At 73.8% G+C, this 14859-nt stretch carries 13 protein-coding genes; 5 read left to right on the top strand and 8 right to left on the bottom strand.

The window, feature by feature from the left end; genetic code table 11:
- Positions 1-108 precede the first annotated feature (108 nt).
- Positions 109-984, top strand: a complete 876-nt coding sequence (locus tag O7615_RS21390; protein WP_278182179.1) for an LD-carboxypeptidase — start codon at positions 109-111, stop codon at positions 982-984.
- A 159-nt stretch (positions 985-1143) separates the two neighbouring features.
- Positions 1144-1818, top strand: a complete 675-nt coding sequence (locus O7615_RS21385) for a hypothetical protein (protein ID WP_278179571.1) — start codon at positions 1144-1146, stop codon at positions 1816-1818.
- A gap of 158 nt (positions 1819-1976) precedes the next feature.
- On the opposite strand, the gene O7615_RS21380 is transcribed toward O7615_RS21385, so the two are convergent.
- Positions 1977-2402 carry a DUF350 domain-containing protein gene (locus tag O7615_RS21380; protein WP_278182178.1) on the bottom strand — a complete coding sequence of 142 codons (426 nt, stop codon included), beginning with the start codon at positions 2400-2402 and terminating at the stop codon, positions 1977-1979.
- Positions 2403-2545: 143 nt separating this feature from the next.
- Positions 2546-3895: a type I glutamate--ammonia ligase gene (glnA, locus tag O7615_RS21375; protein ID WP_278179570.1), complete on the bottom strand. Its 1350-nt coding sequence runs from the start codon at positions 3893-3895 to the stop codon at positions 2546-2548.
- 204 nt (positions 3896-4099) lie between these two features.
- On the opposite strand from glnA, the gene O7615_RS21370 reads away from it, so the two are divergent.
- Positions 4100-5926 carry an NAD+ synthase gene (locus tag O7615_RS21370; RefSeq protein WP_278179569.1) on the top strand — a complete coding sequence of 609 codons (1827 nt, stop codon included), beginning with the start codon at positions 4100-4102 and terminating at the stop codon, positions 5924-5926.
- Positions 5927-6077: 151 nt separating this feature from the next.
- Positions 6078-6923 (top strand): 3-methyl-2-oxobutanoate hydroxymethyltransferase, encoded by an 846-nt coding sequence (panB, locus tag O7615_RS21365; protein ID WP_278179568.1) that lies wholly within the window; start codon positions 6078-6080, stop codon positions 6921-6923.
- Positions 6924-7067: 144 nt separating this feature from the next.
- On the opposite strand, the gene O7615_RS21360 is transcribed toward panB, so the two are convergent.
- The 6 genes from O7615_RS21360 to O7615_RS21335 all read right to left on the bottom strand — a co-directional run bounded on the left by O7615_RS21360 (position 7068) and on the right by O7615_RS21335 (position 13778).
- Positions 7068-7478 carry a VOC family protein gene (locus tag O7615_RS21360; RefSeq protein WP_278179567.1) on the bottom strand — a complete coding sequence of 137 codons (411 nt, stop codon included), beginning with the start codon at positions 7476-7478 and terminating at the stop codon, positions 7068-7070.
- Positions 7479-7804: 326 nt separating this feature from the next.
- On the bottom strand, positions 7805-9619 hold the full coding sequence (locus O7615_RS21355; protein WP_347405094.1) for a DUF222 domain-containing protein: 1815 nt from the start codon (positions 9617-9619) through the stop codon (positions 7805-7807).
- A gap of 365 nt (positions 9620-9984) precedes the next feature.
- The gene (locus O7615_RS21350; protein ID WP_278179566.1) at positions 9985-10860 is read right to left on the bottom strand and encodes a hypothetical protein; all 876 of its coding nucleotides are present in this window, start codon (positions 10858-10860) and stop codon (positions 9985-9987) included.
- Entirely contained in the window at positions 10857-11435 is a 579-nt protein-coding gene (locus O7615_RS21345) for a sigma-70 family RNA polymerase sigma factor (protein WP_278179565.1), read from the bottom strand. Before O7615_RS21345 ends, O7615_RS21350 begins: the two co-directional genes overlap by 4 nt.
- 86 nt (positions 11436-11521) lie before the next feature.
- Positions 11522-12220 carry an NADPH-dependent F420 reductase gene (npdG, locus tag O7615_RS21340; protein ID WP_278179564.1) on the bottom strand — a complete coding sequence of 233 codons (699 nt, stop codon included), beginning with the start codon at positions 12218-12220 and terminating at the stop codon, positions 11522-11524.
- 124 nt (positions 12221-12344) lie between these two features.
- On the bottom strand, positions 12345-13778 hold the full coding sequence (locus O7615_RS21335; protein ID WP_278179563.1) for an RNB domain-containing ribonuclease: 1434 nt from the start codon (positions 13776-13778) through the stop codon (positions 12345-12347).
- Positions 13779-13911: 133 nt separating this feature from the next.
- On the opposite strand from O7615_RS21335, the gene O7615_RS21330 reads away from it, so the two are divergent.
- Entirely contained in the window at positions 13912-14838 is a 927-nt protein-coding gene (locus O7615_RS21330) for a hypothetical protein (RefSeq protein WP_278179562.1), read from the top strand.
- The last annotated feature ends 21 nt before the right edge of the window (positions 14839-14859 follow it).

Genomic DNA, 14859 nt, shown 5'->3' with positions numbered 1-14859 from the left:
TCCGGCCGACAGGGCCGGTGCACGGGACTAGGCTCTGCCGCTGTGTCCGACCACACCGCGCCCGAGGATGTCGTACGCCCGCCGGCTCTGCGCCCCGGCGACACGGTGATGCTGGTGTCGCCGTCGGGGCCGACCCGCCCGGAGCGGGTGGCCCGGGGCGTCGAGCTGCTCACCGGCTGGGGGCTGCGGCCGGTGCTCGCGCCCCACGCCTACGCCCGCCAGGGCTACCTGGCCGGTTCGGACGCGCTGCGGGCGGCCGACCTGAACACCGCCTTCGCCGATCCGGAGGTGCGCGGGGTGATCTGCACCCGCGGCGGCTACGGCGCCCAGCGGGTGGTGGACGCGATCGACATGGCGACGGTGCGCCGCGACCCGAAGGTGGTCGCCGGCTTCTCCGACATCACCGCCGTGCAGCTGGCGCTCTGGCGCGGTGCCCGGCTGGCCGGGGTGCACGGGCCCGGTGCCGCCTGGCGGGACGAGCGCACCCCGCTGGCCTCGGCGGAGTCCCTGCACGCGGCGCTGACCACCACCGAGCCGGTCACCGTGCGCGCCGTCGAGGGCGAGGAGACCTTCGGCGTACGCGTGCCGGGGCGGGCCGCCGGCCGGCTGCTGGGCGGCAACCTCTGCCTGGTCGTCGCCTCGCTCGGCACCCCGGACATGCCCGACCTGACCGGGGCGGTGCTGCTGCTGGAGGAGGTGCAGGAGCCGCCGTACAAGATCGACCGGATGCTCACCCAGCTGCGCCGTGCCGGTGCGCTGGACGGGCTGGCCGGGGTGGCGGTGGGGCAGTTCACCGACTGCGCCGACGGCTGGGAGATCGGCGTGGCCGACGTGCTCGCCGAGCGCCTCGGCGACCTGGGCGTGCCGGTGCTGGGTGGGCTGCCGATCGGTCACGGCCCCGGCCAGCTCACCGTCCCGGTCGGCACCCCGGCCACCCTCGACGCCGGCACCGGCACCCTGACGGTCTCCCCCGCCGTCCGCTGAACGGTGCGTGCCCGACGGGTGCGTGTGGGCGGGAGCGGCCCGGTTGTCCGGCTCGACCGCCGGGATTGCCAGCTCGCTGACAGCTTCGACATGGGTCTCCCCCAGCCGAGATCGTCACTGTCGGTGACGTCATTGCATCACCGACGAGTTGGAGGACCGATGTCCCGCACGATCTCGAAGAAGCACCTGCTGGCCGGACTGGCCGCCGCAGGTGTGCTCGGCGTGGGGATCGCCGCTCCCACCGTGGCGTTCGCCGACGACAAGGCCAGCCCGAGTGCCACACCGAGCGCCAGCACGAGTGCCGCCCCGGGCAGCGAGGAACAGCAGGACGGCCGCGCCGACGGCCAGCGACCGGGTCGCGGCGGGCAGTTCGCCGAGGCACTGGCCGAGGAGTTGGGCGTACCCACCGAGAAGGTGACCGAGGCGCTGGAGAAGCTCCGCGAGCAGCACCGGTCGGCAGCCCGACCGGACGACGAACGCGGTCCGGGCCGTGACGGCCCTGAGGGTCGTGACGGCCGCGAGGGTCGTGACGGCCGCGAGGGTCGTGACGGCCGCGAGGGCCAGCAGGGTCGCGGCGACGACAAGGGCCAGCGGGGTCGCGGTGGCGCCGAGGACCGCGGCGGCGACCGCAAGCCGGGCGCCTCCGCCGAGGAGCGCAAGGAGGCGCTGGCCGAGCGGCTCGCCCAGGCGGTCGAGGACGGCAAGCTCACCCAGGAGCAGGCCGACGCGATCACCGCCGCCGTAGAGGCCGGCGTCCTCGGCGGCCCCGGCGGCTGGGGCGGCCCAGGCGGTGCGGGCGCTCCTGGCGGCGACGGCGAGCCCGCCGGCAAGTAACGCACCGAGTCCCACCTGACGGGCCTTCCCGCGCCACGACATACCGCAACCCGCGGTGTCCGCCGCGCGGGAAGGCCCGACACACCGCAACCCGGCGTGTCCGCCCGTGCGCCGGACGTCCCGCGACGCCCGGTCCGGCGTGACGAGTCGGGGGGCCGTCAGGCGATGCAGGCGCAGACGATCAGCGCGGCGCCGAAGTGGCTGGCGGCGCTGACCCGGGCCACGGGGTGCGGCTCCTCGGAGCAGATGACCTCACCGAGCTTGCCCGGGGTGAGCAGGTCCAGCACGAAGAAGGCCAGCGCCATGATGCCCAGGCCGATCAGCCCGAAGAGCACCGTCGAGGCCAGCCCCTTGGCGAAGTCGTGGTAGCTGGTCAGGATCGCGGTGAACACGATCCCGGCGACGCCGAGCTGGTTGGCGGCGAGCAGCAGGCCGGCGTTGGCGTTGCGGCGTACCCAGATCAAGTCCCGCAGCTTGCCGGGCGTGAGCAGGTCGACCACGACGAAGCCGGCGGCCATCAGGCCGACACCGACCACCCCGAACACCACGCTCTGCCACGCTCCGCTGAGCAGGTCCTCCAGCACCGACTGCCTCCCCGACCACTCCTCGGCCGACGGGGCGCCGGCACGGTGATCGAGACGATAGCGGGACCGCGCAATGCCCGGCAGCCCGGCCGGGCCGTCGTCGCAGCCCCGCCGCCCGGCGGCCAGGGACCTCGACACAGGCCCTAGAGCGACAGGTAACGCTGGCGCTCGTACGGGGTGACCTCGCGGCGGTACTGCTCCCACTCGGCACGCTTGTTGCGCAGGAAGAAGTCGAAGACGTGCTCCCCGAGCACCTCGGCGACCAGTTCCGAGCCGGCCATCACGTCGATCGCCTCGGCGAGGTTCTCCGGCAGGGGTTCGTACCCCATCGCCCGCCGCTCGGCGCTGGTCAGCGACCAGACGTCGTCCTCGGCGCCCGGCGGCAGCTCGTACCCCTCCTCGATGCCCTTCATCCCGGCGCCGAGCAGCACCGCGAAGGCGAGGTACGGGTTGGCGGCCGAGTCGGGCGAGCGGACCTCCACCCGGGCCGAGTTCGGCTTGCCGTACGCCGGGACGCGGACCAGCGCGGAGCGGTTCAGGTGACCCCAGCAGACGTACGCGGGGCTCTCGGTGACCCGGTCCGGCAGCGCCTGCGGGAACAGCCGCTTGTACGAGTTCACCCACTGGTTGGTGACCGCGGTGTACTCACGGGCGTGGGCCAGCAGGCCGGCGATGAACGCCCGGGCCACCTTGGAGAGCTTCATCGGGTCGCCGGCGTCGTGGAACGCGTTGCGCTCCCCCTCGAACAGCGACAGGTGGGTGTGCATCCCGCTGCCCGGCTGGTCGGTGAAGGGCTTCGGCATGAAGGTGGCCTGCACACCGGTGGAGAGCGCCACCTCCTTGACCACGTGCCGGAAGGTCATGATGTTGTCGGCGGTGGTCAGCGCGTCGGCGTAGCGCAGGTCGATCTCCTGCTGGCCGGGGGCGACCTCGTGGTGGCTGAACTCCACCGAGATGCCGATCCGCTCCAGCGACAGCACCGCCTGCCGGCGGAAGTCCCGCGCCACCGCGTGGGTGGTGTGCTCGAAGTAGCCGCCGGTGTCCACCGGCACCGGCACCGTGCCGTCCAGCGGCCCGTTCTCCAGCAGGAAGAACTCGATCTCGGGGTGGGTGTAGAAGGTGAAGCCCTTCTCCGCCGCCCGGGACAGCGCCCGGCGCAGCACGTGCCGGGGATCGGCCCAGGAGGGCCCGCCGTCGGGAAGCAGGATGTCGCAGAACATCCGGGCGCTCTCGCCACTGACCCCGCCCTCGAACGGGAAGACCTGGAAGGTCGTCGGGTCGGGCATGGCCACCATGTCCGACTCGAACACCCGGGCGAAACCCTCGATCGCCGAGCCGTCGAAGCCGATACCCTCCTCGAAGGCGGCCTCCAGCTCGGCGGGGGCGACGGACACGCTCTTGAGCGTGCCGAGCACGTCGGTGAACCACAGCCGGACGAAGCGGATGTCCCGCTCTTCCAGCGTACGGAGGACGAACTCCTGCTGACGGTCCACTGCCCCAACCTTCCGCGACACCTATGTCCGGCTTCGGACGGGCTTTGCCCGACCTGACCGACCAGTCTCCACCGACCCGATTACGCAGACGTTAACCGAACCGCCGCCGCCGCGTCCCGTCCAGTCCCGACCGGCGGTCCCGGCCCGGCCGCCGCGGTGGCCCGCCCACGTGTCGCCCCCGTCCCGCTGGGGCAAGATGAGGGCATGCCCACCCTGCGTCTCGCCCTGTGCCAGGTCAACCCCGGCGTCGGCGACCTCACCGGCAACGCCGACCTGGTCCGCTCCTGGACCCGCCGGGCCGCCGACTCCGGCGCCCAGCTGGTCCTGTTCCCGGAGATGATGCTGACCGGCTATCCGGTGGAGGACCTGGTCTTCCGGCGATCCTTCGTGGCCGCGTCGAAGGCGGCGCTCGACCGGCTCGCCGCCGACCTCGCCGCCGACGGGCTGGGCGAGCTGCCGGTCGTGGTCGGCTACCTCGACGCCGACGGGCCGCCGCAGGTCAGCGGGGACGCCGAGCCGGGCCGGGGGGCGCGCAACGCCGCCGCGCTGGTGCACCGCGGCGAGGTGGTGGCCACCTACTTCAAGCACCACCTGCCCAACTACGGCGTCTTCGACGAGGATCGCTACTTCGTGCCCGGCGACACCCTCACCGTGGTCCGCCTCGGCGGGGTCGATGTGGCGCTGACCATCTGCGAGGACCTGTGGCAGGCCGGCGGCCCGTTCGCGGCGGCCCGGCAGGCCGGGGTCGGGCTGGTCGTCAACATCAACGGCTCGCCGTACGAGCTGAACAAGGACGACCTGCGGCTGCCGGTGGTACGCCGCCGGGCCGCCGAGGCCGGGGCGACCATCGCGTACGTCAACATGATCGGCGGCCAGGACGAGCTGGTCTTCGAGGGCGACTCGATGATCGTGGCGCCGGACGGGACGCTGCTGACCCGGGCACCGCAGTTCGTCGCGCACCTGCTCGTCCACGACGTCGCCCTGCCCGACGCAACCGAACACGGCGGGACCGGGCACGGCGGGACCGGTCTGGCAGCGGACGACGGCGGCAGCGGTGACAGCGGCGGCGCTGTCGACGGCGCGCAGGTCGCCGACGGCCTGCGGGTGGTGCGCCGTACCGTCGAGGGCATCCCGCCGGCACCGACCGGCCCGGTGGCCACCGGCGGGATCATCGAACCGGTGGCCGACGAGGCCGAGGTGTGGCAGGCGCTGGTGCTCGGGCTACGCGACTACGTCGACAAGAACCGCTTCCCCTCGGTGGTGCTCGGCCTCTCCGGCGGCATCGACTCCGCGGTGGTCGCGGCCATCGCGGTGGACGCGCTCGGCGGCGACCGGGTGGTCGGGGTCTCCCTGCCCAGCCAGCACTCCTCCGAGCACAGCCGGGAGGACGCGGCCGACCTGGCCAAGCGCACCGGGCTGGACTACCGGGTGGAGCCGATCCAGCCGATGGTGGACACCTTCCTGGCGAACATGTCGCTCTCCGGGGTGACGGTGGAGAACCTCCAGGCCCGGGTACGCGGTGTCATCCTGATGGCCCTGTCCAACCAGGAGGGCCACCTGGTGCTGACCACCGGCAACAAGAGTGAGCTGGCGGTCGGCTACTCGACCCTGTACGGCGACTCGGTCGGTGGCTTCAACCCCGTCAAGGACGTGTGGAAGACGCTGGTCTGGCGGCTGGCCACGTGGCGTAACGCCGAGGCGGCCCGGCTGGGCGAAACGCCACCGATCCCGGAGAACTCGATCGGCAAGCCGCCGAGCGCCGAGCTGAGCCCCGGTCAGCTCGACAGCGACTCGCTGCCTGACTACGACGTGCTCGACCCGATCCTGATCGGCTACATCGACGGCGACCTCGGGCGCGAGGGGCTGATCGCCTCGGGTCACGACCCGGCGGTGGTGGACAAGGTGCTACGGATGGTGGATACCGCCGAGTACAAGCGCCGCCAGTCCGCGCCCGGTACGAAGATCTCGATGAAGGCGTTCGGGCGGGACCGGCGGCTGCCGATCACCAACCGGTGGCGCGAGGACGGCTGACCGTGCGGCCGGGCGGCTCGGCCGGGCAGCCGGCCGGCAGCTCGGCCGGAGTGACGTCCTCCACTGCGCCCTGCCGCGAGCGGCGTCGACGGTGCGACGATCGCGGCAGAACCCGGGGACCGCGTACGCGGCCTCGAGGAAGGAGAACGTCATGGTGGAGTCCACCCCGGCCGAGGTGACCGCCCTCTACGGCGGCCCGGCCACCCGCCGGGTCCGCACCCGCGACCTGCTCGCCGCCAAGGAGCGCGGCGAGAGATGGTCGATGCTCACCTCGTACGACCAGTACACGGCCTCGATCTTCGACGCCGCCGGCATCCCGGTGCTGCTGGTCGGCGACTCGGCGGCGAACAACGTGTACGGCTACGAGACGACCCTGCCGGTGACCGCCGAGGAACTGCTGCCGCTGGTACGCGCGGTCGTCCGGGCCACCCGGCACACGCTGGTCGTCGGCGATCTGCCCTTCGGCTCGTACGAGGAGGGTCCGACCCAGGCGCTGCGTACCGCCGTCCGGTTCATGAAGGAGGGCGGCTGTCACGCGGTGAAGCTGGAGGGCGGCCGGCACTACGCGGCGCAGATCGACGCGATCGTCGGCGCCGGCATCCCGGTGATGGCACACATCGGGTTCACCCCGCAGCGCGAGCACACCATCGGCGGCTACCGGGTGCAGGGCCGCGGCGAGGCCGCCGACGAGGTGCTCGCCGACGCGCGGGCGGTCGCCGAGGCCGGCGCCTTCGCGGTGGTGCTGGAGATGGTGCCCGGCGAGGTCGCCAAGCGGGTCACCGCCGAGCTGCCGATCCCGACGGTGGGCATCGGGGCCGGCCCGGAGACCGACGCTCAGGTGCTGGTCTGGCAGGACATGGCGGGCCTGCGTACCGGCAAGGCACCGCGCTTCGTGAAGCGCTACGCCGACCTGGCCGACGTGCTCGACGAGGCGACCCGCCGCTTCGCCGACGAGGTCCGCAGCGGCCAGTTCCCCGCCGCCGAACACACCTTCTGACAGTGATGATGTGGGAGCGGGTCACCCGGCCGGTCTGACTCACCTTCTGACTGGCCTTGGGTGTCTTCTAGCGGATTCGTCGGCAGCGGCAGGGGCGCGGGCAGTGCCCTGCCCCTGCCGACGGACCCTGCCGCTGCCGACGGGTCACTGCGGCTGGGCGACGTTCACCATCCACGGGATGCCGAACCTGTCGACGCACATGCCGTACAGGTCCCCCCACACCTGCTTCTCGAACGGCATCGCGACGGTGCCGCCGTCGGACAACTTCTCCCACGCCTCCTCGAGGCCCTCGCCCGGGTCACCGCTGAGGCTGCAGGTGATGGTGTCCCCAGGGTTGTAGGGCATGCCGGGCGCGGTGTCGGAGGCCATCAGGGTGTAGCCCCGATCGGTGGTGAGCATCGCGTGCATCACCTTGTCCGCGACAGCGGGATCGGACGTGCCGAACTCGCCGAATGTGCTGATCCGCAACTGTCCGCCGAAGACCGACTGGTAGAACTCCATGGCCTGGCGAGCGTCGCCGTTGAACGTGAGATACGGGTTGAGCTGAGCCGTCATGGCAGGACCCTCCTTGGCAAGCTGACCTGTTCACCGTCGGACGCTAGACCCACCCACCGACACGGTCCGGCTTTCCGGACGACCCGCATCCCATCGGCGCCCAGAACCGCACGCTTAGCCAGGAAGCACGAGGAGTCAGGAAGCACGAGGAGTCAGGAAGGTGGCCATAGCCAGGAAGCACGCGTAGCCAAGAAGGTGGCCGTAGCCTTGTCGGCCGGGTGGTCGATGCGCGGCAACAGCCGCTCGCGGTCAGAGCGGAACATGAGCTGGGCCGGCCGGCGGGCAGCGCCCCAATGCCCTTCTCCTTGGACCATCAGCCCCGGCGGTCAGGGCGGGTGCGTCCGCGCGGCGGGCCGGCCGGACGGGCGCGCGGTTGCCCGTCGTCCCTTGATGCCGGAGCCCCACACGTCACTGCCAACGGTCGCCAGGCGGGTGACGACCGTGCTGGCCTCTGGCCCGGCAGACGCCGACGGTCGCGACCCAGCAGACACCGGCGGTGGCGACCCGGCAGATGCCGGCATGAGCGGTCCCGACCCGGCAGACACCGGCGTGGGCGGTCGCGACCCAGCAGACATCGGCGGTGGCGACCCAGCAGACATCGGCATGAGCGGTCGCGACCCAGCAGGCACCGGCACGGGCGGTCGCGACCCAGCAGGCACCGGCACGGGCGGTCCCGACCCAGCAGACACCGGCACGGGCGGTCCCGACCCAGCAGACACCGGCACGGGCGGTCCCGACCCAGCAGACACCGGCACGGGCGGTCCCGACCCAGCAGACACCGGCACGGGCGGTCGTGGCTCGGCGGGCGCTGGAGTTCGCACCTCTGTCGGCGTTGGGGTCAGCGGTCGCAGCCCGTCCGGCGGCGGGGTCGACGGTTGTGGGCTTGGGGATGCGGACGGATGCCGTAGGTGGTTGCGGCGGGGGCGCCGATCCGGGTCGAGCCAGGCCGGCGGGATGAACTCGGGATGCCCGTCGGCAGCGAGGCGGACCTGCCAGCCGTGGTGGTGCACCTGGCGATGGTGGTGACGGCAGAGCAGCACCGCGTTGGCGAGGCTGGTGGCACCGCCGTCGGACCAGTGCCGCAGGTGGTGGCCCTCGCACCAGCGGGGCGGGCGGTCGCAGCCGGGGAAGGCGCAGCCGCGGTCGCGCAGGACCAGCGCCCGCCGCAGCGGCCCGGAGATGAGCCGACGCTGCCGGCCCACGTCAAGCACCTGGCCCGCGCCGCCGAGCACAGCCGGCAGCACCGCCGCGTCGCAGGCCAGCCGACGCACCGTCGCCGGGGTGAGGGTCAGGCCGTCGTCCAACGTGCCCGACCCGAGACGCCCGGCGACCATGTCGTACGCGGTGGTGACGACGACCTGGGCGGCATCACCACCGTGCTCGGGCAGCTGACCGGTGCGCAGGGCGAGACGGCAGACGTCGCCGAGCGCGTCGTGGCGGCGCTGCCCGGGTGAGCGGGAATCGTCCGGACCGCTGGGGGCGGTCAGCGGGCCGATGGCGGCCCGCAGCAGCGCGGCGGTCTCGGGATCGAGACTGCCGGTCAGCCGGACGCGATCATGGCCCAGGTCGGAGAGGGTGAGCTGGCGGTCACGGGCGGCACGTGCCGCCTCGGCCTCCAGCGCCCTGCCGGCGGCCTGGTCGGCGAGGCCGGGGGCCACGTGGTCGAGGATGCGGGCACCGAGGCGGCGCAGCACGGTCGCATCGAACTGCCCGGCCCACCCCAGCAGGAGGGCGACGGCCCGCTCGGCCGCCTCGGCGCCCGCCTCCCGCGACACCTCCGCCTCGATGCCGGCGATCACCCGGGACTGCTCCACGTCGACCTGGCCAGCGCCGAGAGCGAACCGAAGCTGGTCGGGCCCGGCGTCCAGGGCACCGGCCAGGTCGACCAGCCGGCGGGCGGCCGGCACACCGAGCCGTAGCCGCTCGCGGAGCCAGACCGCGGTGGACGACGCACCCTGCGACACCGCCACCTGACGGCCGTCAAGCTCACGCACGAGGGTCAGCTTGACCGCGGCGAGCCGCTGCTCCAGCCGGTGCACCGCGTCGAGGGCGTCGACCAGGCTGCTCTCCGGCATGGCCCACACGGCGGCGTCGACGCACGACCCCGTCGCCGCCTCTGCCCGCGCCAGCTCCTTCAACACACCGCCACGTTAGAACACCCGTACGACAAAATCCTGTCGACGTGCGGACCACCGCCAGCACGCGGACCACTGTCGACGCAACGGCCACTGCATGGCACGACAACCGCTGCCGACACGACCGACCACCGCCGGCAGCGGCCTGCACCAGCACCCGAACCATGCCCGCAGCGACCGCCCACCGCCAACGCGACGGCCGCTGCTTGGCACGACGGCCACCGCCAACACGACCGCCACTGCCGGCACGACGGCCACCGCCGACGCGACCGACCACTGCCGACGCGTCGACCTTGATGCAGCTCGGTGCCCGCCGTCAGCGACACGCGCGGTGCGGGCATCGTCGAAGCTGGTCTCAAACACCGGTGGTGCTATCGCCGGCGGTGCCACGGTTCGGCGGGCTGGCACGTCGGCCCCGGATCGCCGTAGACGACGGCGCCGGCCGGGTCGACGTAGCAGCGACCCAACTGGTCGAACGGAGTGAACAGCGGGCGGCGGTCGATCTCGACGCCGGCCCGGTCGTACGCGACCAGGTCCGCCCCGCCGTCGTCGCGGATGTCGCCGTCGTCGGCGATGAGGCCGAACGCGCCGCCGGAGATGCGGGCCGGCGCTGTCCTGCCGTCGGCGTGCTCGATCACCAGCCGGTGTACGCGGGCGCCGACCCGTCCGATGGCGACCACCTCGCCGCCGTCGGGGTCGGTCGATGTGAGCAGGAGCCGCTGCACCGGTCCGGGCAGCCAGTCGCCGCGCCAGGTCGGGTCGTCGACGGAGCTCGCCACCGCCGTCGACCTGGCCGGCGAGGCGAGGCGAGGCGAGGGTGCACCGCCGTCCGGCCAGGGCTGGTGGGGCGGATCCCAGAAATCGCAGGCGAGGTAGTGGTCGTCGGTGAGGAACATCAGCGCGGCGTGGTCGCCCCGTTCGACGGCCACGGCCAGATCGGCGATGGTCACGGGCATCCGTGCCGGGTCATCGCCGAGGGCCAGGCACCGTTCGGCGGACTGCCGCAGCGTCGGCGACAGTTCGTCCGGCCCGAAGGCAAGATACCGGGGCGCCCGATCGTGCTCGGGCCATGCGACCAGCCCGAGCGCGGCGACGGCGACGGCAGCGACGAGCGCGAGGGCGACGCGACGACGCACCGGCGACCGTCGCGGGCCGACTCCCAGGTCCGCCAGCAGGCGGGCCCGCATCTGCCCCGCTCGGCCGGCCGGCAGGTCACGGTCGGCGGGCGGGGTGAGCAGGTCGTTCATTGGTCCTCCACGGTGTTGTCGACACGGTGAACGGCCAGCCGGGCGCGGGCCCGGCTCACCCGGGAGCGGACCGACGCCTCGCTGATGCCCAGGGCGACCGCGGCGTCGGCGTACGGCACACGGGACCACAGGCACAGCGCGACGGCCTCACGCTCGGCGCGCGGCAGCCGGCGTACCGCTGCCAGGATCGTCCGCATCCGCCGCTCGTCGTCGACCCGGCCGGCCACCTCCTGCGCCAGGTCGCCGTCCGTACCGCGCTCGGGCGGCATCCGCCGCAGGAGCGCGAGCCACCGCCGCGCCGAGCGGGACTCGCTGCGCGCGGTGTTGGTGGTGATCACGAGTAGCCAGGGCAGCATCGAGCCGTCGACCAGGCGGGCATCGGCACGGCGCCGCCAGGCGACCAGGAAGGCCGACTGGGTGACGTCCTCGGCGAGCGACCACGACCCGGTGAGCCGGAACGCGTGGTTGTAGACCGTGCGCGCGTACCGGTCGAACAGCCGGGCGAACAGCACCTCGTCGCCGGCCACCGTCGCCGACCACAACTCCTGATCGGTCGGCTCCATCTGGATCGTCACACCAGACTATGGCCGGCACGCCCGGCCCTGTTGCGTCGGCGCCGCCCGCTTCCGCTCCGCCGCGATCCGGGCGGGGTGACCGGCTCTCAGAGGTCGGTGACGCGGACGCCCGCGTGCGCCTTGTAGCGCTTGTTGATGGCGATCAGGTTGGCGGTGAACGCCTCGATCTGGTGGGCGTTGCGCAGCCGCCCGGCGTAGATGCCCCGCATGCCGGTGATGCGGGCGGCGAGCGCGCCGACGATGCCGACCAGCTCCCGCTCCTCGGTGCAGATCAGCACGTCCAGCTCGATCCGGTCGATCTCGGGATCGGCCAGCAGCGGGGCGCTGACGTGGTTGAACGCCGCGCAGACGCGGGAGTCGGGCAGCAGCGCGGCGGCCTGCTGGACGGCGCTGCCCTCCGGGACGGGCAGCGCGTACGGGCCCTGCTTGTCGAAGCCGAGCGGGTTGACGCAGTCGACGACGATCTTGCCGGCGAGCGGTGCGGCGAGCGCGCCGACGGTGGCGGCGTGCCCGTCCCAGGGCACCGCGATGATCACCACGTCGCTGCGCCGGGCCACCTCGTCGTTGTCCGCCCCGGTGACGCTGCCGGCCGCCGGCACGCCGGGCAGCGCGGCGATCTCGGCGGCCGACTGGACCGCCCGCTCGGCGGACCGGGAGCCGATCAGCACCGTCTGGCCGGCCCGGGCGAACCGGTAGGCGAGCCCTCGGCCCTGGTCGCCCGTGCCACCGATGATGCCGACGGTGAGCCCGGACACGTCGGGCAGGTCGCTCGCGTCGTATGCCATGCCCGTCATCCTCCCAAACCCGCCGGCCCGCAGCAGCGACCGGCGCTGTGACAAAACCCGCCGATAGCGCAGGCGGTTCAGCTCGACAGGACGCGTGGCGGTGACCGCCCCGGACCCGGCGCCCTCAGGCGAGTTCGAAGGAGACCGAGCGGGTGACCGGGTCGGCGGCGACCAGCCGGACCCGGACCCGGGTGCCGAGCGGCAGCTCACCGAGGCAGCGGGCCCGCACGGGCGGGTCGTCCAGGGCCACCGTGCCGCCGGGCGGGCGGGCCGGGCGGCCCTTGCCGTTCGGCGGCGCGTCGACGTCCAGCACGGCGGCGTCGAACGTCTCGCCCACCCGATGCGCCAGCAGCACCGCCTCGGCCAGGTCGACCGCGCCCCGGCTCGCCGCGGACGCGGTGCGATCCGTGGCCGCCATCACCGCAGGCAGCCGGGGCAGCGCCGCGCGGGCCCAGTCGGGCACCTCGCGGCCGTCGTGCAGGGCCAGGCAGACCTCCGTGGCGTACCGGTCGGCCAGTCGTCGCAGCGGCGCCGTGACATGGGCGTACGCGGCCGCGACCCCGCCGTGCGCGGGTTGCCCGGGCGGCTCGCCGTCGAAGGGGGTGTACGCGGCCGACCGCATCAGCTCGGCCGCCTGGTCGATGAAGGCGGCGGCCCTCGGCTGGGCCGGGTCCAGCCGGAGCAGCAGTTCGCCGACGCTCATGCCGTCCGGCCAGTGCACGCCCAGCGGTGCGGCGGCGGCCCGCAACCGCTGCACCGCCTCGGGTTTCGGCGCCGGCATCGTCCGCAGCAGGCCGACCCCACCGGCCAGCATCAGATCAGCGGCGGCCATTCCGGTGAGCAGGGAGATCTGCGCGTTGTGTTCCTCCATCGGCACCGGCGCGCGCAGCACGAGCCGCCAACCGTCGCCGTCGGCCTCCACGTCCTGCTCGGGGATGGGCAGGTTGACCGCGCCCCGGCCCAGCCCTCGGGCGGTGAGCCGGGCACCGATCTCCGGCAGCAGGGCGATCGGCTCAGGCAACCGGCTTGCGTCGGCGTCGGCCTGCACCCCCGGGTAGTCCAGTTGGGCCCGGCTGCGCACCAGCGCCCGCTGCACCACCACGGCGGTGGTGCCACCGTCGGCGTCCAGGTCGATGGTCCACAGCACGGCCGCCCGGTCGACGTCGGGCAGCAGGCTCGCCGCCCCCTCGCCGAGGGTGTGCGGGTGCAACGGCACGTTGCCGTCGGGCAGGTAGACGGTCTGCCCCCGGCGCCAGGTCTCCTCCTCCAGCGCACCTCCCGGGCGTACGTGCGCGGCGACGTCGGCTATCGCGTACCGCACCCGGTAGCCGCCACCGGCGCGGCGGCTGAGGTGCATCGCCTGGTCCAGGTCCCGCGAGCCGGGCGGGTCGACCGTGACCAGCGGGACGTCCGTGCGGTCGACGGCGGGCCGGGGCGGCGCGGCGGACGCCTCGTCGGCCTCCCGCTGCGCCGCCGCCGGATAGACCTCGGGCAGGCCCAGCTCACGGCGCAGCGCGCCGAAGTCGATGCGGGGCGCGAGGACACGTCGGAAGACCACGAGCCAATCCTGACAGCGCCCCGCGCGCTCCGCCCTCCCCCGACCGACGATCGTCGGGCGTACGCCGGGTCAGCCGGCCGCCTTCCGCGCGCTGCCGGCCCGCCCGGCCGATGTCGCCCGCCCGGTGCTCCTGGTGGTGGTCTTCCTGGCGGGCGCCTTCTTCACCGCAGCCTTCTTGGCCGGCGCCGTCTTGGCCACTGCCTTCCTGGCGGGCGCCGCCGTCTTTCGCGCGGCCGCCGTGGTGGTCTTCCGCGCGGGGGCCTTCTTCGCCACAGCCTTCTTCGCCGGCGCCTTCTTCACCGCGGCCTTCTTCGCGGGCGCCTTCTTCGCCGCGGCCTTCTTCGCGGGGGCCTTCTTCGCCGCGGCCTTCTTCGCGGGGGCCTTCTTCGCCGCGGCCGTAACCGCCGTCTTCCGGGCCGCCGCCGCGGTGGTCTTCCGCGCGGGGGCCTTCTTCGCGGGCGCCGTCGCCGCCGTCTTCCGCGCGGGGGCACGCTTCGCCGCCGAGGTCGCCCTCTTCGCCGGTGCCGTGCGCGCGGCCGACGCACTCCGCGTGCCCGTCGCCTTCGTCGCGGGGGCCGTCTTGCGTGCCGGGGCCGCCTTCCGGGCGGGCGTCTTCGCCGCCGTGCTCCGGGCGGGCGTCTTCTTCGCCGCCGTGGTCCGCGCGGTCGCCGTCTTCTTCGCGGGCGTCCGCTTCGCCGCCGTCGCGGGCGTGCGCTTCGTCGCGGGCGTGCGCTTCGCCGCGGTCGTGCGCTTCGCCGTGGTCGTGGGCGTGCGCTTCGCCGCGGTCGTGGTCGTGCGCGTGCCGGTCGCGGCCCGCGTCGAGGTGGCCTTCGAGGCCGCCTTCTTCGCCGGTGCCGTCTTCGTCGACACGGTCCGCTTCGCCGGTGCGGTCTTCGCCGACACGGTCTTCTTCGCGGGCGCCGCCTTCTTCGCCGCGGCGGTCTTCCGCGCCAACGAGGCCGCCCTGGCCGCCGGCGTCATGGTGGCGGCGCTCTTCGACGCGGGGGTCCGCCCGGCGCCGCCGGATGTCGCGCGAGCCGTCGGGGCGGTGCCGGTCTGACGAGCCGTGGCGGTGCCGGTC

It is taken from the genome of Micromonospora sp. WMMD1082 (genome assembly GCF_029626175.1).
Taxonomy (GTDB): Bacteria; Actinomycetota; Actinomycetes; order Mycobacteriales; family Micromonosporaceae; genus Micromonospora.
This window is presented reverse-complemented; position numbering and strand designations above follow the sequence as displayed.